Source organism: Salmonella sp. SA14318 (genome assembly GCF_029866905.1).
Lineage (GTDB): Bacteria > Pseudomonadota > Gammaproteobacteria > Enterobacterales > Enterobacteriaceae > Salmonella > Salmonella enterica.
In genome coordinates this window covers 3,961,651-3,981,669 of sequence record NZ_CP123282.1, presented here as the reverse complement: position 1 = coordinate 3,981,669, position 20,019 = coordinate 3,961,651, and the positions used below count along the sequence as shown (strand labels likewise).

General features: G+C 54.1%; 18 protein-coding genes. 4 read left to right on the top strand and 14 right to left on the bottom strand.

Translation table 11 applies throughout. From position 1 onward, the window contains the following. The 7 genes from hypT to mdtM form a co-directional block, all read right to left on the bottom strand. The gene (gene hypT / locus QEN32_RS19020) at positions 1 to 909 is read right to left on the bottom strand and encodes a hypochlorite stress DNA-binding transcriptional regulator HypT (protein ID WP_079897976.1); all 909 of its coding nucleotides are present in this window, start codon (positions 907 to 909) and stop codon (positions 1 to 3) included. A gap of 118 nt (positions 910 to 1,027) precedes the next feature. Next, entirely contained in the window at positions 1,028 to 2,200 is a 1,173-nt protein-coding gene (iadA, locus tag QEN32_RS19015) for a beta-aspartyl-peptidase (RefSeq protein ID WP_079941854.1), read from the bottom strand. A gap of 12 nt (positions 2,201 to 2,212) precedes the next feature. Beyond that, entirely contained in the window at positions 2,213 to 2,674 is a 462-nt protein-coding gene (locus QEN32_RS19010) for a YjiG family protein (protein ID WP_000211979.1), read from the bottom strand. Then, complete coding sequence (locus QEN32_RS19005; RefSeq protein ID WP_000068752.1) at positions 2,671 to 3,342, bottom strand: nucleoside recognition domain-containing protein; 672 nt, start codon at positions 3,340 to 3,342, stop codon at positions 2,671 to 2,673. The genes QEN32_RS19010 and QEN32_RS19005 overlap by 4 nt, the downstream gene beginning before the upstream one ends. 871 nt (positions 3,343 to 4,213) lie before the next feature. Then, positions 4,214 to 5,398: an MFS transporter gene (locus QEN32_RS19000; protein WP_000233266.1), complete on the bottom strand. Its 1,185-nt coding sequence runs from the start codon at positions 5,396 to 5,398 to the stop codon at positions 4,214 to 4,216. 219 nt (positions 5,399 to 5,617) lie between these two features. Then, the gene (locus QEN32_RS18995; RefSeq protein WP_001033037.1) at positions 5,618 to 6,889 is read right to left on the bottom strand and encodes a DUF445 domain-containing protein; all 1,272 of its coding nucleotides are present in this window, start codon (positions 6,887 to 6,889) and stop codon (positions 5,618 to 5,620) included. 86 nt (positions 6,890 to 6,975) lie between these two features. Further along, positions 6,976 to 8,217 (bottom strand): multidrug efflux MFS transporter MdtM, encoded by a 1,242-nt coding sequence (mdtM, locus tag QEN32_RS18990; RefSeq protein ID WP_001188918.1) that lies wholly within the window; start codon positions 8,215 to 8,217, stop codon positions 6,976 to 6,978. A gap of 478 nt (positions 8,218 to 8,695) precedes the next feature. Between mdtM and QEN32_RS18985 the strand changes: the two genes are divergently transcribed. After that, positions 8,696 to 9,661 carry an Rpn family recombination-promoting nuclease/putative transposase gene (locus QEN32_RS18985; RefSeq protein WP_064034476.1) on the top strand — a complete coding sequence of 322 codons (966 nt, stop codon included), beginning with the start codon at positions 8,696 to 8,698 and terminating at the stop codon, positions 9,659 to 9,661. 180 nt (positions 9,662 to 9,841) lie between these two features. Next, positions 9,842 to 11,212, top strand: coding sequence for an NAD-dependent succinate-semialdehyde dehydrogenase (locus QEN32_RS18980; protein WP_079897977.1), 1,371 nt, complete (start codon positions 9,842 to 9,844; stop codon positions 11,210 to 11,212). A 95-nt stretch (positions 11,213 to 11,307) separates the two neighbouring features. Here QEN32_RS18980 and QEN32_RS18975 read toward each other — a convergent pair whose 3' ends face one another. Next, positions 11,308 to 11,451: a hypothetical protein gene (locus tag QEN32_RS18975; protein WP_001541460.1), complete on the bottom strand. Its 144-nt coding sequence runs from the start codon at positions 11,449 to 11,451 to the stop codon at positions 11,308 to 11,310. Here QEN32_RS18975 and yjiS point away from each other — a divergent pair. Further along, positions 11,418 to 11,582, top strand: coding sequence for a DUF1127 domain-containing protein YjiS (yjiS, locus tag QEN32_RS18970; RefSeq protein WP_000397917.1), 165 nt, complete (start codon positions 11,418 to 11,420; stop codon positions 11,580 to 11,582). The genes QEN32_RS18975 and yjiS overlap by 34 nt on opposite strands. A gap of 76 nt (positions 11,583 to 11,658) precedes the next feature. Here yjiS and QEN32_RS18965 read toward each other — a convergent pair whose 3' ends face one another. The 6 genes from QEN32_RS18965 to btsT all read right to left on the bottom strand — a co-directional run bounded on the left by QEN32_RS18965 (position 11,659) and on the right by btsT (position 17,947). Continuing rightward, on the bottom strand, positions 11,659 to 12,579 hold the full coding sequence (locus tag QEN32_RS18965; RefSeq protein ID WP_001523594.1) for a DUF5655 domain-containing protein: 921 nt from the start codon (positions 12,577 to 12,579) through the stop codon (positions 11,659 to 11,661). A gap of 410 nt (positions 12,580 to 12,989) precedes the next feature. Continuing rightward, positions 12,990 to 13,631 carry a LysE family translocator gene (locus QEN32_RS18960; RefSeq protein ID WP_000438687.1) on the bottom strand — a complete coding sequence of 214 codons (642 nt, stop codon included), beginning with the start codon at positions 13,629 to 13,631 and terminating at the stop codon, positions 12,990 to 12,992. A gap of 47 nt (positions 13,632 to 13,678) precedes the next feature. After that, on the bottom strand, positions 13,679 to 14,494 hold the full coding sequence (locus QEN32_RS18955; protein ID WP_001595646.1) for an AraC family transcriptional regulator: 816 nt from the start codon (positions 14,492 to 14,494) through the stop codon (positions 13,679 to 13,681). Positions 14,495 to 14,531: 37 nt separating this feature from the next. Then, the gene (gene yjiA / locus QEN32_RS18950; RefSeq protein WP_000187838.1) at positions 14,532 to 15,488 is read right to left on the bottom strand and encodes a GTPase; all 957 of its coding nucleotides are present in this window, start codon (positions 15,486 to 15,488) and stop codon (positions 14,532 to 14,534) included. Positions 15,489 to 15,498: 10 nt separating this feature from the next. Then, positions 15,499 to 15,702 (bottom strand): YbdD/YjiX family protein, encoded by a 204-nt coding sequence (locus tag QEN32_RS18945; RefSeq protein WP_000460616.1) that lies wholly within the window; start codon positions 15,700 to 15,702, stop codon positions 15,499 to 15,501. 94 nt (positions 15,703 to 15,796) lie between these two features. Then, complete coding sequence (btsT, locus tag QEN32_RS18940) at positions 15,797 to 17,947, bottom strand: pyruvate/proton symporter BtsT (protein WP_000379928.1); 2,151 nt, start codon at positions 17,945 to 17,947, stop codon at positions 15,797 to 15,799. A gap of 366 nt (positions 17,948 to 18,313) precedes the next feature. Between btsT and tsr the strand changes: the two genes are divergently transcribed. Continuing rightward, entirely contained in the window at positions 18,314 to 19,975 is a 1,662-nt protein-coding gene (gene tsr / locus QEN32_RS18935; protein ID WP_023234384.1) for a methyl-accepting chemotaxis protein, read from the top strand. The last annotated feature ends 44 nt before the right edge of the window (positions 19,976 to 20,019 follow it).

The following is a 20,019-nucleotide window of genomic DNA, read 5'->3' as shown; positions in this document are numbered from 1 at the left end:
TTACAGCGCGGCCTGAAGCCCACGCAGGTCGCGCCAAAATGTTTCGGCTACCTGACTCATGCGGGTATTCATGCGATAAGCATAAGCCTGAATCGGAATAACCAGTTCGTCGGCATCAAGCACTACCAGGCGTCCGTCGGTAATCTCCTGACGGATAGCATACTCGGGCAACCAGGCGATTCCGCAGCCGTCCATCGCAACCTGTTTTAACAATTCACTCATCGAAGAGACGAAAAATGTACTGAAACTCAGTTCAGCATGGCGAGTCAGGGTACGATTTATCAGCCGGCCCATATAGGAGTTCTGACTGTAATTAAGCAGGGGAAAGTGCGGCTGCTCAAGCGTATAGCGCGGCTCGCCCCGGCCATTGTTGGCGCAAACCGGAAACAGTCTCGACTCAAACAGGCGGATGTTATCAAACGGCGCTTGTTGCAGATTTTCATCGTGATAAGAAAAGATAAAATCGCTTTGCCCCTCACGTAACATATCCACCGCCTGGTCGACATCTATCGCCTCAACGGCGTAGGTAAACTGCGTCGGCATCTGCTTAACGATGGTCGGCAACAGGCCGAGGGAGAGCGAGTGGGCGGCGGCAATCTTGATTTTACGCAGCGTATAATCGCTGCCGCCGCGCAGTTCGGTCAGATTACTTTCCAGTTGCTGTAACAGGTGGCGAACCTGGGAGTGAAAGATTTTACCCTGTTCGGAAAGCTGTAGCGGCGAGACCTGTCGGTTAAACAGTTCAACGCCCACGGCATGTTCCAGGGCGCGAATCCGCCGGCTAAAAGCGGGTTGCGATACGTTGCGGATAATGGCGGCCTGAGAGAAATTGCGGCACTTTTCCAGCGTCAGAAAATCATATAGCCATTTTGTCTCAATATTGTGCAAACCTGCTCCAGTTACATCCATTTACCGTTATCCTGTCAGCCGCCCGAAGGGGCATTCTACGTCCATTCGGGCGGCTGACAACCGCTTATCCCGTCCTCTTTCAGAATGCCGTGATGGGGCAGTCTGAAACTAGCGGGAATTACGCCGGTTCAAAGGTACCTTTTACGCAGGCTTTCCCCTCATTGACCATGCGTTTGCCGCGCGCATACACCTGCTCAATGCGTAAATCTGCGCTAAAGACGAGCAGATCCGCATCGTGACCGGGACGGATTTCGCCTTTGCCGTCCAGACTGAGGAAGGCGGCTACGCTGGTTGTCAGCGGACGCAGAGCATCGGTCAGGCTGAATCCGTAGTGATTAACCAGCGTCTGCAACGTCTCCAGCAAACTTTCGAAGCCCGCGACGCCGATACCCGTCAGATTTCCGGCAGCGTCAAATAGCGGCTGGCTGCCGTTACCGTCTGAACTGAGCGTCACCCGGGAAAGCGGGGCGCCGGCTTTTACCGCTCTGGCAATGCCCTCCGCCGGCGCGACGGGATCTGGGATACTGGTGGTAATGTCGATTACGCCGCCTTTAAGCGCAAACGCCAGCGCCTGCTCGAAAAGCGATTCGCTACGGTTGACGTGGGTAGGCAGCAGTTTACCGATCGGCACGTCGCTGTTTTCCAGGATGTCATACAGCGGCTGTAACCCTTTTTTGCTGCTGCCCATATGAAAAACGCTGACACCGGGTTTGCCGCCCAGCAGGCCGCCAACGCGTGATTCGGCGGCCATGCTGGCGAGTTGATTCCCGCTGGGCGCGGCGGAACGGTGGTCGGAGACTGCGCATTTCACGCCAATGACGCGGTCGATCAGCGCGACGTCTTTTTCTACCGAGCCAGTAATGGTCGGCGACGGAACGTGATAAGCGCCCGTGAGCATCCAGGCGGTGATCCCCTCCTCATTTAGCGCTCGCGTTTTGGCTAACAGCGACGCGGGATGACGGCTAACGGAGTCGGTGCCAAGCAGGCCGACGACCGTTGTTATCCCGGCTTCCGTCAGGCGGCTCAGGGAGACTTCCGGCGTCCGCGTCGTCGGCCCCGCTTCGCCGCCGCCGCCGATCAGATGAACGTGTTGGTCGATAAAGCCCGGGCACAGCATACGGCCGCTAAGATTAATTACCGCACAGTCCGGTACGATATCGCCGGGGATGTCAGCGTCGACGGCAATAATTTTGCCATTCGCGAGCAGAACATCGCAGATGCCCCGGTCTTCTGGCGCAAACAGGTGCGCACCCTGTAATAAGGTAAACTCCGCGGCGGATAAATCAGGCATGATAACTCCTTATTAAACAATAAGCTGCATGACCCAGATCGACAGCAGCGCATTGATGGCGCAGACTGCGATAATATGCGGGTAATATTTGGCGTTGACTTCGGCAGTACCGAGACAGCGGCCGACATTCTGTACCGGGTTTCCCATCAGGTAAATGGCTGGCAGTAGTACGGTAACATCGTGGCCGCTTAGCGCGCCGGCGGTAGCCAGACTGGCCGCCACGCCAACGGCGCCGCCCATACTCATCAGCGAAGCCAGAAGCACCGTAGCCGCTTCGCCGGGAAGCCCCCACAACGCCATCACGGGCTGGCAGATATGGCCTACCCAGTCGAGCAGACCGGTAATTTTCAGCGCCTGAATAATGACAAATGCCATGACCACATTGGGTAACAGGTTGGTCGTGGCGATGGTAAAACCGCGGCGTGCGCCATCGATAAACATATCCATGACATTCTTACGTACCTGAGTCGTCATGATTGGGCTCCTTGTGCAGGGTGACGGCGTTCTTCGATGTTAATCCAGACGCGCAAAAGGTTTGCGCCGATAAATTTGAATAGCAGAATAACCACCAGCGGAATGATGACTGACGTTCCCAGAAAGGCGAATACTGCAACGCCGGAGGAGAAATAGTTGGTGATAATAGCGCTGCCGCTGGTCTGCCAGGCGGCAAAAATCACTTTATCGCGTTCAGTGATTTCGCCTTCCTGCGCCAGTTCTTTGGTCATACCCGCCGCGGCGTCGGTATTTTGCAGGTTGGCGATCAGCGCCAGTGAGCAAATACCGGGAATGCCAAGCAACGGTTTCAGGATGGGCGTCATCAATTGCTGCGCCGCCCGCAGACCGCCCAGTCCATCCGTAATCGCGATGATACCCAGAGAAAGGATAACCGACGGCGCCAGCTCCAGCGCAAAAAGGAAGCCATCTTTCGCGCCCGTTCCGCCCGCGCCGCGAAAGGTCTGCGTACCGGTCACATGACCGAATGACCCGTTGAGTACGGTAAAATCAAAAACGCGCCACCAGCCTTCGCTTCCGGAAAATACGCCGGAAAAGAAAATAATGGTGAGAAAAAACGCCAGGTATCCCTTTATCCCGACCTTTTCTGTATCAAGCGGCATGGCCGCCCCGTCCACTTGTTGCGCCATAGCGATCCCCGAATTTTTTTGATGATGTGTTGGTTGTAGCCACAGGCCAAAAAGCCCGAAACAGAAAGACCTTATCAGCCATAAGGGTAAGGACAAAATGCAAGTATGTATCGTGCTATGCGTTTCTTGCATAGCAGCGCGAAAAATCACCATCCTCGCTACTGCCGGAGGCGCGGGGAACCGTGGACGGTATAACGCGCGGTAAAAAAGCAAAGAAACAGGTGTTGACGCAGGCCGGAGCCGGGAGCAGGAAAAAGGAGAAATAAATTTGACGTTAGTCAATTTCACGCCACTTAATTATCGTTGTTAAAAAATAGGATTTTTTAACCTAAATTTTACTTTTTTACTGTAATTTTTCACGCCTTAAGAGGAATTGTCACGGTCAGGTCAGTAGCCGCTGATGGATCAGCTTGCGCCCTATGAATCCTACGGGCAGGTAATAAAAAACGAATAATCGAATTAATTTCATGATGTGATTTATTTATAATTGTGATGATTTGAGAGGAAGCGATAATCATCATAATGGAATATATACCCAAAATAATTCGAGTTGCGTAAAGGCGGCAAGGGAGTGAGTCCCCAGGAGCATAGATAACGATGTGATTGGGGTGAGCAACGGCCCGTCAGGGCGAGGCCCATGGATGGGCCGGGTAATCCGTAGCCAACACATAATCCACTTGAAGTATGAAGGGTATATAAAATAATAGGCAGATTGATAGCACTAAAAACCATAGAATAAGTATAGTTTTTAGTGGCATCTTTACCTTGAAATAACGTGTTGAGGATGTGCTATTAAAAACAGATCCGCATTGCGCCGCGAATAGAGTTAAAGATACAACCCGGTGCGGATAGCGCGGGTTTACTCTACCGCTTATTCACGTATCACAAACCGTTTTTGTTTTATCTGCTGCGCGGCGCTGATCAGCGCGGCAAAAAAGAGCGCCGCGGCGCCGCAAAGCGTGGCGTTGATAATTGCCGACGCGCCATTGCCTGACAGACTGGCGGCGAGCGGACCGAGAATTTGCCCAATACCATACGTTAGCGTCACCAGGCCTAACAAATTAATATTGCCCGGCGCGCTGAGTTGTCGGGCTAGCGGCATCACCAGCGAGGTTGTGCCCATAAACGTGGCGCCAAAACCAATACTGCTCAGTATTAACAGCAACAATGAGTCGCTGGCGAGAGACAGCAGCACGCAGGCGCTCTGGATCAACAGGTTCGCGGTCAGACATGGCAGGACGCCCCAATGTTTTGCCGCCCACAGCCAGCCGAAGCAGCCGGGAATGATCGCCAGGCCGACCAACGACCAAAGGTGCGCCGTGAGTAGCGGAGAGCCCGCGCTTTTCGCCATCAGCGGCAAATAGGTGGCGACAATGATGTAGCCGAATCCGGCGAAACCGTACAACAGCGCCAGTTGCCACCAGGGCATAGGCTGATTTTCGATTCTTGCTAAGGGCGCAGGCGGCAGCGCATGAGCGCGGGGGGGAATCAACATTGCCACGATTAATAGCAATATACCGGCGAGCGCCCCGGCCCCCAGCCATAGCGAATGGGCCGAAAGCGCATAATGTAAACCGCCAATGACATATTCGTTACCCAGTGCAATCCCGGCCCCGACGCCGGAAAAGAGCGCGGCGATCACAAACGGATGGCGGGTATGATGCAACACAATCATTGATCCAAAAATCATCATTCCCGCGCTCGCGACGCCTGCCAGGAAGCGCACCAACATGACGACCGCGGGCTGAGTAAATATCGCCATAGACAGAATAAGAATACCGGTGGCGACCGCCGAAGCCAGCAGCATGGGGCGTAGACGAGAGGGGAGATGAAAAAGGCCAAAGGAAAACAGTAAGCTTCCCGCCAGGTACCCTGCATAATTGGCGCTGGCAATCCAGGAGAGCTGATTAAACGTTAGCTGCTTTTCCGCCAGCATTACCGGCAGCATGGGCGTATACAGAAAGCGGCCAACTCCCATCCCCAGCGTCAATACCATCATACCGAAAAGCGCCGTAAAAATGGGATGGCGAGGTGAAGCGCTCTGAGCATGAACCATGGTTTTTCTCTTTGCTAAAGTAAGGCAAGAATGCCGGATTGTTGTTGTAAATGATAATAAAAAGTAAAATTAATGTTTCAAATTTGCAAGAAAAGAAAGTGAAGCGCAGGCGAATAACGGATTGAGAAGAGGGGCATCGGTGGGAAATGGCATTAAATTAATGCCTCCCACGTGCGGGGTTTGGCAGTTAATCTGAACGAGAATTGCGCCTTCCCCTTCTTAGATACTGAGCAGTGCCGGTATTTGCGACAGTAAATATAACACCAGACCGATAGCGCCGCCGACCAGCGTGCCGTTCACGCGGATAAACTGCAAATCTTTACCGATATTAAGCTCAATCTGCTGCGACATATCGCGCGCATCCCAGCCTTTTACGGTATCGCTGATGTGGCGCGTCAGGAAGGCGGCGAATTCCGGCGCGACGCGGTGCGCGGCCTGTTCCAGATGACCGTTAAGCGAGGCGCGTAATGCGTCGTCGGCGATCAGCGTCTCGCCAAACCATTGTCCGGCATGAGCGATGCGCTGCTTCACCTTCGAGTCTTCGGCGTTGATATCTGTTTTTAACCACTGGCGTAGATCCGCCCAGATCTCGCCGAGATAACGGTTAAATGCCTCATCTTCCTTCAGGTAACTTTTAATGTTTTCTGCCCGGGCAGCCATTTCCGGATCATGTTTAAGTTTATCGATCAGCCTATACGTCGCGCGATCGAAGGCATGACGAATCTGATGCGCGCGGTCGTGACTGATATCATCCAGCAGAGAATTTACCGCGTCGGAGACCAGTTCAGCGCTGTGTTCTCCCAGCCATTCGGTCGGCAGAATCTTCGCTTTTAACGGATGCTCGGTTTCCAGCCAGCGTATGATCTGTCTGGCGATAAATGTTCGGGAGCTGTCACGCTGTAACAGGGCGATAAGCTGGGCGATCAGCGTATCGAGTAACACCTGGTGACGATCGTTTTTGGTCATGCTTTCCAGCATCAGGGCGCTGGTGCCGGAAAGATCCACTTTATCAATCGCCTTATGTACCGCTCGCTTGAGCAGCCGCTGAATACGGGCGTCATCGGTCAGTTCCAGAAAGCCGCTCATAATTTGCAGCAGATGCTGCCCGACCCGGCTGGCGTTGTCCGGCTGGCTGAACCAGTTTCCGATAAGCAGCGCGGGTTCATGGCGGCGGATTAGCGCGATCAGCGACTGCGTATCAAGGAACTTCTCCTGCACAAATTGCCCAAGATTTTCGCCGATTCGGTCTTTGTTACGGGGAATAATCGCCGTATGTCGTGAAATAAACGGAATGGGAATGCGGCGAAACAGCGCCACCACGGCAAACCAATCCGCCAGCGCGCCAACCATCGCCGCTTCGGCAATAGCTTTTACGCCCAGCACCCAAAAACTGGGCGGCAGGAAAAGCGTGGTCACAAACGTCGCGGCGGCTATCAGCAACAGTGAGAGCGCCAGGCGTTTGGCGCGTTTGAGTTCGGCGATTTTATTCATAGGGTTAAGGATAGAGCCAGACGGCAGGAACGTGCAAAAAACATCAGGTTATCCTTTGCCGGATAAGCCTCTATCCGGCAGAGTGTTTACTTCTCAGCGGCCAGTTCTGCCGCCTCATGCTGGCGCACGCGCTGTAATAGTGTCGCCAGAGTGAAGACCACAATCACCCCGGCCACCGCTGCCAGCAGGTGAAACGGCAGTCTCCCGCCGTGAAACCACAGCCAGCGGCCAACTTCGACCGACACCGCCATCACCGTCAGAATCACCATGTTCAGCGAGGCTGAAACCGTCCCTTTTGGCAAGTTGTTGGAGAAAAGCGTGAAGCGAAACAGCGTCGGGAAAATCATGCCAATGCCGAACGCGTACAGGCTGGTGCCCAGCACAGACCAAAGCCAGACGTGCGGCAGAAGAAGATTACCGAGGAGTAATGTCGCCAGCCCGCTTAACTGGATTGGTACGGCGCGCCAGATAAAACGCGGTCGGGTCGGATCTTTCACCAGGCGCACAACGATCATATTGGCCACGATCACCGCGCCGAATACGGGCACCTGCGCCCAGGCGAATTGCGAAGTACTCATCCCGCCGGCATCGATCAGGATCACCGGTGACACCGCCACCCAGCTCATCATCGGGATGTAGCTCAACGACAGTGTCGCCGCCCCGGTGAGAAAAATCGGGTTGCGAAACACATTACGAAAATCGCGCAGTACGCTCACCGCGCTGAACGGCACCGCGCCGCGTTGCACCGTTTCTGGCATCGCCAGCAGCAGGCCGCACAACGCCAACAGTCCCATCACCGCAATAATACCGAACAGTACCTTCCAGTGAACGAAGTGCATCAGCGCCGCGCCGGAGAGCGGGCCGATAACCGGCGCGACCAGCACAATGGAGGTAATAATCGCCATCAGCTTAATGGCTTTGGTTTGACCGAAGGCCTCCTGTACCGTGACGTAGCCGACCGTTGCGATAAAGCAAATGCTGGTGCCCTGCACAAAACGGGCAACCAGAAACTGCGTCATTGAGGTCGTCAACAGCGTTGCCGCGCAGGCGAGAGTAAAAATTAATGCCCCTGCAATCAGCACTGGCCGACGGCCAATCCTGTCGGATAGCGGCCCCAGAAGCCATTGCAACGCCATTCCGCCCGCCAGATAGAGACTGACCGAGGCCGGCGCAAGACTGACGTCAGCATTAAAATCGCGCACGACGTTAATGATGCCAGGCTGAATCAGATCCGTCGTCAGATAGGCGGCAAAATCGTACAAAATCAGCGCCATCGGGAAAAATAACGTTGTGGCGCGTTGGGAGAAAAACTGAATAATCCGTTGCATAAAAAATGCGCTCCATGTCGGAGAACCCCATGATGGGATAGCGAAACTCAATACCGTCATCGTGACGTCAGGCAGGCGATGGAAACAGCGGCTGCGGATGTACTGAATTTCATGTAATCAAAAACGCTGCCGGTGAAAACACAGACAGGAAGAGACGCGTTATGAATCTCGTCAGAACGTGTGGCGATTACAGATAACAATCAGCACATCACACCTCGGGAAATTTACGTTGCACGGAAAATATACACATTAAGTGTAATTAAATTTTGATGTTAATCAAAAGAGTTTGTCTGGTTAATAAAGATAAAGGCAGGGCGCGCAGGCTGGTATTTTGCGTGTTCAATTCCGAAAATGCATGTGCATTACAGATAACAGGATTTATCTTCCGTCGCGCCTCGCAATGCTGAAAAGGTACGGATGAGAAAGGAATTTTCAGGAGGTAGAGTCGCAGCATCCTGGTTTGGGGTGACGGAGCGCCATGAAAAAATCGACGACCTCAACACCGCATGATGCGGTGTTTAAAACCTTTTTGCGCCACCCGGAAACCGCCCGCGATTTTATGGAGATTCATCTGCCGGTGTCGTTACGCCAGCTTTGCGACCTGCGGACGCTAAAGCTGGAGCCCGGCAGTTTTATTGAAAAAAATCTGCGAGCCTATTATTCCGATGTGCTTTGGTCGCTGAAAACGCGCGAGGGCGACGGTTATATCTATGTCGTGATTGAACATCAGAGTACGCCGGATGCGCATATGGCGTTTCGGCTGATGCGGTATGCGATGGCGGCAATGCAACAGCATCTGGATGCGGGGCATAAGCATCTTCCGCTGGTGGTGCCGATGCTGTTTTATCACGGTGTTGATAGCCCGTATCCTTTTTCGCTGTGCTGGCTGGATGAGTTTGCGAACCCGGAAGTGGCAAGAAGACTCTATGCCGCTGCCTTTCCGCTGGTCGACATTACGGTGGTATCGGATGATGACATTATGCAGCACCGCCGAATTGCGCTGCTGGAGCTCATCCAAAAACATATCCGCCAGCGGGACCTGCTGGGACTGGTTGAACGGATTGCTTCGCTGTTAGTTACTGGTTGCGCTAATGACAGGCAGCTTAAAGCGCTGTTTAATTATCTTATGATTCAGCACGGACATACACCTCGTTTCACCACGTTTATTCGTGATGTGGTAGGGCATGTCCCGCACACTAAGGAGAGACTGATGACGCTGATAGAGAGGATCCGCGCAGCGGATCGCAGAAAAGGGGAACGGCAAGGAAGACAGGTCGGTCTGGAGGAAGGATTAGCAGAAGGATTAGAAAAAGGGCTGAAAAAAGGTCAGCATGTTGCCGCATTGCGTATCGCCAGACAGATGCTGGCGGACGGACTTGACCGCGAGACTGTCCAGCGGTTCACCGGCCTTACGGCTGAAGAGCTTCAGGATGTTAGCCACTAACGCGGTTCCAGTCTGAATGTTGCAGGCCCGGTGCCCGCCGGGCAACGCGCTCTATAATTATCGCTGATAACCGCACGAATATACCGAACTTTACCGATAGCGCCAGCCATCTCTACTACCCTTATTGTTCTGAGCGGCATTTACGGCTGCCTTAATGACGATAACAAGGAGACATGTGATATGGCTTACCAGACAGTGAATCCTGCCAATAATCAGCTCATTAAAGAGTATCCCCCGCACACGGACGCGGATATTGAAGCCGTGCTGCAAAAAGCTGACGCGCTCTATCACTCCGACTGGTCCAGGGGAGAGATTGACCAACGTCTGCCGGTACTGCATAAGCTGGCTGACTTGATCGACAGCCGTGTTGAAGAACTGGCAAAAATCGCCAGCCAGGAGATGGGCAAGCTCATCGAGCAGAGCCGTGGCGAAGTCAAACTGTGTGCACAGATCGCTCGCTATTATGCAGATAACGCGAAGCAGTTTCTTGCCCCGGTGCCTTATAAAACCGAGTTTGGCGACGCGTGGGTAGAACATCATCCGATTGGCGTCATCATGGCTGTTGAGCCGTGGAACTTCCCGTACTATCAGTTGATGCGTGTGCTGGCGCCGAACCTGGCCGCAGGTAACCCGGTGCTGGCGAAACATGCCAGCATCGTACCGCACTGCGCCGAGACGTTTGCCCATCTGGTGCGTGAAGCCGGCGCGCCGGAAGGCGCATGGACCAACCTGTTTATTTCCTCCGATCAGGTGGCGAACATCATCGCCGACCCGCGCGTGCAGGGCGCGGCGCTGACCGGATCTGAAAAAGCGGGGAGCGCCGTGGCGGCACAGGCGGCGAAGCACATTAAAAAATCGACGCTGGAACTGGGCGGGAACGATGTGTTCGTCGTGCTGGACGATGCCGATCTTGAGAAAGCGGTGAAAATTGGCGTGCAGGCACGGCTCACTAATGCGGGGCAGGTATGTACGGCGGCGAAGCGCTTTATCCTGCATGAGAAAATCGCCGATCAATTCCTCAGCCAGTTCACCGAGGCGTTCAGGAAGGTGAAGGTGGGGGATCAGATGGATGCTTCTACCGAACTGGGGCCGCTGTCGTCGAAAGATGCGCTGGATACATTGACCAGACAGGTCGAGGAAGCGGTGAAAAATGGCGCGACGCTGCACGTTGGCGGCAAGCCGCTGGAAAGCAAAGGCAACTTCTTTGAGCCGACGATTCTGACCAATATTACGCGTGACAACCCGGCGTACTTTGAAGAGTTCTTCGGCCCGGTGGCGCAGATGTATGTGGTGAAAGACGATGACGAGGCGGTAAAACTCGCCAACGATTCCCACTACGGCCTGGGCGGCGCGGTGTTTAGTCAGGATATTGAGCGTGCTAAACGCATGGCCTCCCGGATTGAAACCGGGATGGTTTATATCAACTGGCTGACCGACACCGCAGCGGAGCTGCCTTTCGGCGGCGTTAAGCGTTCGGGCTTCGGACGCGAGCTATCGGATCTGGGGATTAAGGAGTTTGTGAACCAGAAGCTGGTAGTGGTGCGCCGCTAATCCCTGTTGCCCCTCTGAAAACGGGAGGGGCCTGGCTTTTTTGCAGCGAAGGACGCAGATCTTAAATCAGAACGAAATAAGCGAACAAAACACCCTCAATCGCCCTCCTTATTTATCCACGTTGCACTAACCGTGCTTTTTATCCCGATATTGTTTGTACAGACATTCATGATGCCCGCATTTTCTGTTCTATGCGGAGGTCGGTATGGAATTTTACGAGAACCGCCCCAGACAACCATTTATTGGCTTTGTGCAGCTCAGACGGGCGCTAAAAAGGTGGTGGCTGCGTAAGCGGGCCTGTCAGGCGCTGCGACGAATGAGTGACGAGCAGTTAAGGGATATCGGGTTGGAAAGGAAGGATGTGGAATAACAGATAAGAGTCAGTAAAACTGGAAAGGCTGGATAATCTTATCTTAACCTCTCCAGTAGGCGGGTATCCTGGAACGCTAATTTTCCTGCCAGGCTTTCTCGATCAGCAGTTTGGCTTTATCCAGATCGTGTTCGTTACGCACAATCAATTCGACGTCGCCGGTTCCCCAGTGGCCAATATGCGTGACGTCCCGGCTAAATCCTTCTTCAAGCTGGATATGCTGTGGATTGATTTTCAGCCACAGGCGTAGGTGTGGGTCGGTCACGGGATAAACGGCTACGCACAGAAAGTTGCGAATGAGGCGGAAGGCGTCATAGAGCTTAAGCTCTTTAAACTGAACCTCATCACTGAGTGACAGCACATAACTTTTTAGCTGTTCATATAATGAAAGCAGCGCGGGAGAGGCCGAAGAGAGCTGTTCGCGCTGCGTGCGGGTATGGCGTTTACCGCTGCTGACGGAACCGTTCGCGATGATGTACTGAGGGCTATTTTCGACCACGGCGTTAACCAGTTCCAGCATTAACAGGTCGTCGGCAAAAAGCTTGTAGCGAATCAGGTTGATATTGCGGTTGATTTGCTGAACGGCATGTTCGTCGTATTTATTAAAATCGGCGGCAATACAGATTAACCGTGTGCCGGACCAGTCAATGGCTTTGGCCGCGGTTTTACTTATTTTCTCCATCACCAGCAACTGAAATTCCGCTTTATGATCGAGCAGCCAGTCGAGATAAAAGAGCCCCTGGTTAATGACGTTTTCATTGCTGTGGCGTTTATATTCAATAATCACCGGGCAGTTATTTTCGTCGAGGCCGAGGGAATCAATTCGTCCACGATGGGTTTTACCCGTGCGGTATTCGGTCTCGAGAAAGCGGACGCCAAGGAATGTTTCCATATGGGATTCGATCAGCATTTGCAGATCTTTTTCAATGGCTGCGGCTTTGCCTGGCAGTTCTTGTACTTTCCCGCCACCGAGGCGGAAAAGCTGGATATCGCTCATGGATCCCTCCTGAATTTTCTGCGCACTATCATACGTTATGTGAAAAGAGATAAAAGCGGAAATCGGGCTTTTGGAGGTGAGACATGTTATAAGCCCGACAGCAGGTGGTTACCGGGCAGCGGGCCGTAGGTCGGATAAGCGTTAGCGCCATCCGACGCTGTTACAGCAATTTGCGCGTCTTACAGAAGAAAAGTCCAGCTGAAAACCAATGAAAATAAGCCGCTGGATGAGAGGTGATATTATATTTGGTGATGAGAATAAAGCGGCTATTTAGTCGCTTTATTGGTTTCTGGGGGCAGGTTAATTTATGGCGGCGTCGGCATTATAAGAAGGAAAGGGTTCGAATGATGCAGACCCTATTCATCTGTCCGGGCAACGTTGACCACCGTATAAAGCTGCCCCTCATCGATTTAACTTGTAATGAACTGCCACACAATCCAGCAGCCAAAGGCGATCAAAATGCCGCCGGCGGCGCGTTCAATTTTCCAGACAAGATTACCCAGACGACGTTGAATTTGCGGCAGGGCGATAAGCGTTATCAGCAGCAGATCCCAGAGTAACACTACGCTGGTCATCCAGATTCCACATATGGCCTGTTGTGTAACGGTCACGTTTGGGCCCAGCAGGGCGGTCATTAGCGCCAGATAAAACAGAGCATTTTTCGGATTCAACAGCGATGAACCTAGCCCCAGTAATAGTTGTTTTGCCAGTGACGGACATGCTGATGCGGCGTACCGCCACTCCAGCGGCCCGGCGCGGCTTTTCAACAGTTGACGGCCCACCCATAGCAGGTAGGCGGCACCCAATAGTTCGATGATGGTAAAGAGCAGCGGCGTCTGACGTAGTAGCCCTGACCCAATCACCACCAGCAGAATATAGAGCCCATTTCCCGCCGCAATGCCGAGGCACAGCCCGACGCTGCCGCGCAGCCGATAGCGTACGGCGTAACCGACCAGCAAAAAGAAGTCCGGGCCCGGGCTGAGCAGCGCCATAAAATGCGCCAGCGCCAGTGCGGGAAACGCCGGGGGAAATAACGTTGTAACCTGTTCCATAGTAACCTCAGTGATGATACTGAGGTCAGCCTATACCTGCGGATGCGCTATTTATTGTCGGATATTGATCTGTTCTGCGCGTACTGACGCGGCGTTGCCGCCGTGTAGCTGACGAAGGTTTTGTGGAAATGACTTTGATCGGCGAAACCGGTCTGATAGGCAACATCGGCAATACCGTCCCCGGCGCGCAATCGGTGCCGGGCATATTCAATGCGGGCCATATTGGTAAAGCTGACAGGAGTCAGGCCTGTATCCTGCTTAAAAGTGCGAATCAGAGTCTCCTTACGGAGCGCAAACTCCTGCGCCAGTGTGTCCAGCGTCGGCGGTTCCTGAAGGTTGCTGACTAAGCGGGCAACCAACTGGCGGCTGATGGCGCATGGCGGTTCTGCGTCGGCACTTTGTAGCGGCAGGGCGCGCAACAGGTGGATAATAAGCGCCGGAAGTCCGGCAGTTTGCTGCTGAGTAATAGACGTCACAATTTGCTGATAAAGCTGGAAAAGCTGCGGGTCCTGCAACTGTGGCTGCGTGGTATGCAGGCGGCTATCCGCCGGCAAATGGGGAAGCTGCGTCAGGCACCAGTCCGCATCGAGATACAGCATATGATAGCTGCGTGGTCGCTCGTGGAGCGGGTTACAACTGTGTGGAGATTGCGGGGGGATCAGGATCAGCTCGCCGGGGCGTAACAGATACTCTTGCCCGTTACTGATGCAGCGGGTTTCTCCGGCGATGATTGCGCCCAGCGACAGTTGCGGGTGGCTGTGGCGCTTATAGGCCTGACGGCTTTCACTGGTGGTACGTAGCTCCAGCCACGGCAGTTGTGGCAGACGCCAGAAGCGTTGGTGAATATCTCGGATAAGGGGCATACAATCTCCTGTGCGGTCCCGGCTTTTCTGCGCCCGTTTACTTCCTTAACCCCGCAAACGCCGCTCTAATCTCGTCTTCCGGTAACTGGATCCCGATAAATACCAGCGTGCTGTGCGGCGTTTCGTCGCCCCACGGTCTGTCCCAGTCGGCGCTGTAGAGACGCTGCACGCCCTGGAACAGCAGGCGGTTGGGTTCGCCGTCGATCCACAGCATCCCTTTGTAACGCAGCAGTTTATCCGCTGATTCCAGCAGCAGGTTTTCCATCACCCGCGAAACCTCGCTGATATCCACCGGGTAATCCAGTTCCACCACAATTGACGACACATCGTTCTGTTTATCGGCAATAAAGTGGAAACGCGGTTGGCTTGCCAGCACGTTCTCTTCCAGCATAAAGCCGCTGGTATTAAACAACTGACTCAGGTCAATATCGCCGTGTACCACGGTGTAAACCGGGGCGCGGGCGTTGATACGTGCCAGCCGCTCGCGCAGTTTCTCGCTGTCGCCTGCCACGTCGGTTTTGGTCAGCAGGATACGGTCGGCGTAGCCTATCTGCGACTGGGCGATGGTGAACTGGTTCATCTGCTCGTTAGCGTGCACCGCGTCGACCAGCGCAATCACGCCGTCTAACAGGTAGCGTTCGCATAATACGTCATGGGAGAAAAAGGTCTGAATAATCGGGCCGGGGTCGGCCATGCCGGTGCATTCAATCACCAGGCGGTCGAAAGCAATATCGCCGCGGTCGCGGCTGTCGAGCAGGTCTAATAGCGCATCTTCCAGCTCGTTGGAGCGGGTACAGCAGATGCAGCCGTTAGTCAGGGTTTTGATCTGTGTAGCGCGATCGCCAATCAGTTGATCGTCAACGGAGACTTCGCCAAATTCGTTTTCGATAACGGCGATTTTAAAACCATGTTGTTCGTTGAGGATATGGCGTAGTAGGGTGGTTTTGCCGGCACCAAGAAAACCGGTAAGTAGGGTAACTGCAATCGGGGTCATAGTCTCTCCATTAACAACAGCGCATACCGCCTTTGCCATCGCCGCCGTAACGTGCTTGCTGACGTTCGCGGAAGAACTCTTCATAGGTCATGTACGGCTTGTCGGGATGGTTGGTTTTCATGTGCTCGACATAGTTGTCGTAGTCCGGAATACCAATCAACATTTTTGCCGCCTGGCCGAGATATTTTTTTGCCTGACCTAAAGTATCAAACATTCTGCCGTCCTGTTAATGAATAAAGCCGGATGGCGGCTTGCGCCTTATCCGGCCTACACTAGCCGGGAGCGCTGTGCGCTACCCGGCATCAGTTTTAGTGGTGTGAAGAGATCTTCACGCCGCCTTCCGGCACGGGCACATACGGGGTTTCTTTGTCGGTACGTTTATCGCTGTTGCGTACCTTCATCCAGGTGGTGAAACCGTAGAAGATAATACTGTACACCACCACCAGGAACAGAATACTCAAACCAGCGTTAGTGTAGTTGTTCACCACGATATGGTTCATGTTGGCAATCTGCTGCGCGGTCAGGTTGGTGCCGTTGGCAATCTTCTCTTTATACAGGTTTGCCATGTAGAAGAAACCTTCCATCTGTGGGTTGGCGCTGAACAGTTTCAGGCCCAGTGCCCAGGTGGTGCAGATCAGCAGCCATACCGCCGGGATTACCGTCACCCAGATGTACTTGGTGCGCTGCATTTTGATCAGTACCACGGTGCTCAACACCAGCGCCACGGCGGCCAGCATCTGGTTAGAGATACCGAACAGCGGCCACAGGCTCTTCACGCCGCCCAGCGGGTCGACCACGCCCTGATACAGCAGATAGCCCCACAAACCGACGCAGCCTGCGGTACCGATGATACCCGCGACCAGAGAATCGGTTTTTTTCAGGAACGGGACGAAGTTACCCAGCAAATCCTGCAACATAAAGCGGCCGGAACGGGTACCCGCATCCAGCGCGGTCAGGATAAACAGTGCTTCGAACAGAATACCGAAGTGATACCAGAAGCCCATATCCGCCATCGGCAGGACTTTGTGGAACACGTGCGCGATACCTACTGCCAGCGTTGGCGCGCCGCCTGCGCGGTTCAATACTGACGGTTCACCGATATCTTTCGCAGTTTGCAGGATTTGTTCCGGGGAAATCACAAAGCCCCAGGAGCTGACGGTCGCCGCTGCATGTGCGGTAACGTCTTTCAACTGCGCCATAATCAGCGGCGCGTTCTCGCCGCCCATCTCGTGCAGGTTTGGCATGGTAATGCCCAGACCTGCCGGCGGGGTGTTCATCGCGAAGTAGAGACCCGGTTCAATGATCGAGGCCGCCACCAGCGCCATCACCGCAACAAAGGACTCCATCAGCATCGCGCCGTAGCCGATAAAACGCGCATCGGTCTCACAGGCCAGCAGTTTCGGCGTGGTACCGGAAGAGATGAGCGCGTGGAAGCCAGAGACGGCGCCACAGGCGATGGTGATGAACAGGAACGGGAACAGGGCGCCTTTCCACAGCGGGCCAGTACCGTCGACATATTGCGTCAATGCCGGCATTTTCAGTTCCGGGTTGAGGATCACAATCCCCAGCGCCAGACCGACGATCACGCCGATTTTCAGGAAGGTAGCGAGATAGTCGCGCGGGGCGAGGATCAGCCATACCGGCAGCAGCGCGGAAACAAAGGCGTAGCCGATCAGTGCGAAGGTAATGGTGGTGTCTTTAAAGGTCAGCGCCGGGCCCCAGTAAGGGTCGTGGGCAATCACGCCGCCGAAGTAAATAGACGCCACCAGCAGCACGATACCAATAACGGAGACTTCGCCTACGCGTCCCGGACGCAGGAAGCGCATGTAGATGCCCATAAACAGCGCAATCGGCACCGTGGAGCAGACGGTGAAGACGCCCCACGGGCTTTCGGCCAGCGCTTTAACCACGATTAATGCCAGCACCGCGAGGATGATGATCATAATTAAGAAGCAGCCGAACAGCGCGATGGTGCCTGGAACGGTACCCATCTCTTCTTTGATCATCTCGCCAAGAGAGGCGCCGTTACGGCGGGAGGAGATGAACAGCACCATAAAGTCCTGCACTGCGCCCGCGAGCACTACGCCCGCCAGCAGCCACAGTGTCCCCGGCAGATAGCCCATCTGCGCGGCCAATACCGGCCCGACCAGCGGGCCTGCGCCGGCGATGGCGGCGAAGTGGTGACCAAACAGCACGTAGCGGTTAGTCGGCACGTAGTTCAGGCCGTCGTTATTGATGACCGCCGGCGTCGCGCGCGTCGGGTCGAGTTTCATGACCTTCTGGGCGATATACAGGCTGTAGTAGCGGTAAGCCACCAGATAGACGGAAACGGAAGCGACCACGATCCACAGGGCGCTCACGTGTTCACCCCGACGTAGGGCAACGACCGAGAGGCAGAAAGCACCGATGATTCCGAGAATCACCCAGGGTATGTGCTTGAATATCTTTTTCGTATCCATAGTAAAACCTGGTTGTAAGTTTAATTATCAGCCGAAGCTGGGTGGACATTGAGTTCGTGTTTGAGGAGGTAGATTGACTGCTATGCTGAGAGGATCTTGCCAGATCATCGCGCGCGTAAAGTTAGGTAAATCAGTGAGTGGTTGTATGGCGGTTTAAGCGGTCGGACGTACCGGTAAGCGGTTTCGCGGAGGAGGGCGTGGGCTATTTTATGTGATTGAGATCACGATATAAAATGGGACGATCCTTGTTGCGCGGGGCGTCATAACGACTTAACTGAGCTAATCGTGATATTAATGGCGCGCATCCCATAAAGTTTTCCCTTTCCAGGCCGAAAATTCTGTATCTGTCTAGCGGAAAGAGAAAACATGTTAAAGCGAATTAAAATTGTTACCAGCTTACTGCTGGTATTGGCGCTATTTGGCCTTTTACAACTGACATCCGGCGGGCTGTTCTTCAACTCGCTGAAGAATGACAAAGAAAACTTCACCGTATTGCAAACTATTCGTCAGCAGCAGTCTGCCCTGAATGCAACCTGGGTGGAGCTGTTGCAAACGCGTAATACCCTGAATCGCGCGGGTATCCGCTGGATGATGGACCAGAGCAATATTGGCAGCGGCGCAACTGTCGCTGAACTGATGCAGGGGGCGACCAATACGCTGAAGCTCACCGAAAAAAACTGGGCGCAGTATGAGTCGTTACCGCGCGATCCACGTCAGAGTGAAGCGGCTTTCCTTGAGATCAAACGAACCTATGATATCTACCACGGTGCGTTGGCGGAGCTTATTCAGCTTCTTGGCGCGGGTAAGATTAACGAGTTTTTTGATCAACCGACTCAAAGCTATCAGGACGCTTTTGAGAAGCAGTACATGGCCTATATGCAGCAAAACGATCGTCTGTACGATATTGCTGTTGAGGATAACAACAGTTCCTACAACCAGGCGATGTGGGTACTGGTCAGTGTGCTGATTGCCGTTCTGGTGGTCATTATCGCCGTCTGGTTCGGCATCAAACTGTCGCTTATCGCCCCGATGAATCGTCTGATTGAAAGCATTCGTCATATCGCCAGCGGCGATCTGGTGAAGCGTATCGACGTGGAAGGCTCCAACGAAATGGGGCAGTTGGCTGAAAACCTGCGTCATATGCAAAGTGAACTGATGCGTACCGTTGGCGATGTACGTAACGGCGCGAATGCGATCTATAGCGGCGCCAGCGAGATTGCGATGGGCAACAACGATCTCTCTTCCCGTACTGAGCAGCAGGCAGCTTCTCTGGAAGAGACCGCCGCCAGTATGGAACAACTGACCGCCACCGTGAAACAGAACGCCGAAAACGCCCGTCAGGCCAGTCACCTGGCGCTGAGTGCGTCAGAGACAGCGCAAAAAGGCGGCAAAGTGGTGGATAACGTCGTACAAACAATGCGCGATATCGCCTCCAGTTCGCAGAAAATCGCCGATATTATCAGTGTAATCGACGGTATTGCTTTCCAGACCAATATTCTGGCGCTGAATGCGGCGGTAGAAGCGGCGCGCGCAGGCGAGCAGGGACGCGGGTTCGCGGTGGTGGCCGGTGAAGTCCGTAATCTGGCCCAGCGTAGCGCGCAGGCGGCACGGGAGATCAAGAGTCTGATTGAGGATTCCGTGAGCCGTGTTGATGTGGGTTCGACGCTGGTCGAAAGCGCCGGTGAAACCATGGATGAGATCGTCAATGCAGTGACCCGCGTGACCGATATCATGGGCGAGATTGCCTCGGCGTCTGACGAGCAAAGTCGTGGCATCGACCAGGTGGGCCTGGCGGTAGCGGAGATGGATCGCGTAACGCAGCAGAACGCCTCGCTGGTGGAAGAGTCCGCCGCCGCGGCTGCGGCGCTGGAAGAGCAAGCCAGCCGTCTGACCCAGGCCGTCGCGGTGTTCCGTATTCACCAGCAACAGCAGCGTGCGCGTGAAGTGGCTGCGGTAAAAACCCCGGCAGCCGTGTCGTCACCAAAGGCCGCAGTGGCCGACGGCAGCGATAATTGGGAAACGTTTTAAGGGCGTATGGTGAACAGTCGGCCTACAGATGATCGTAGGCCGGA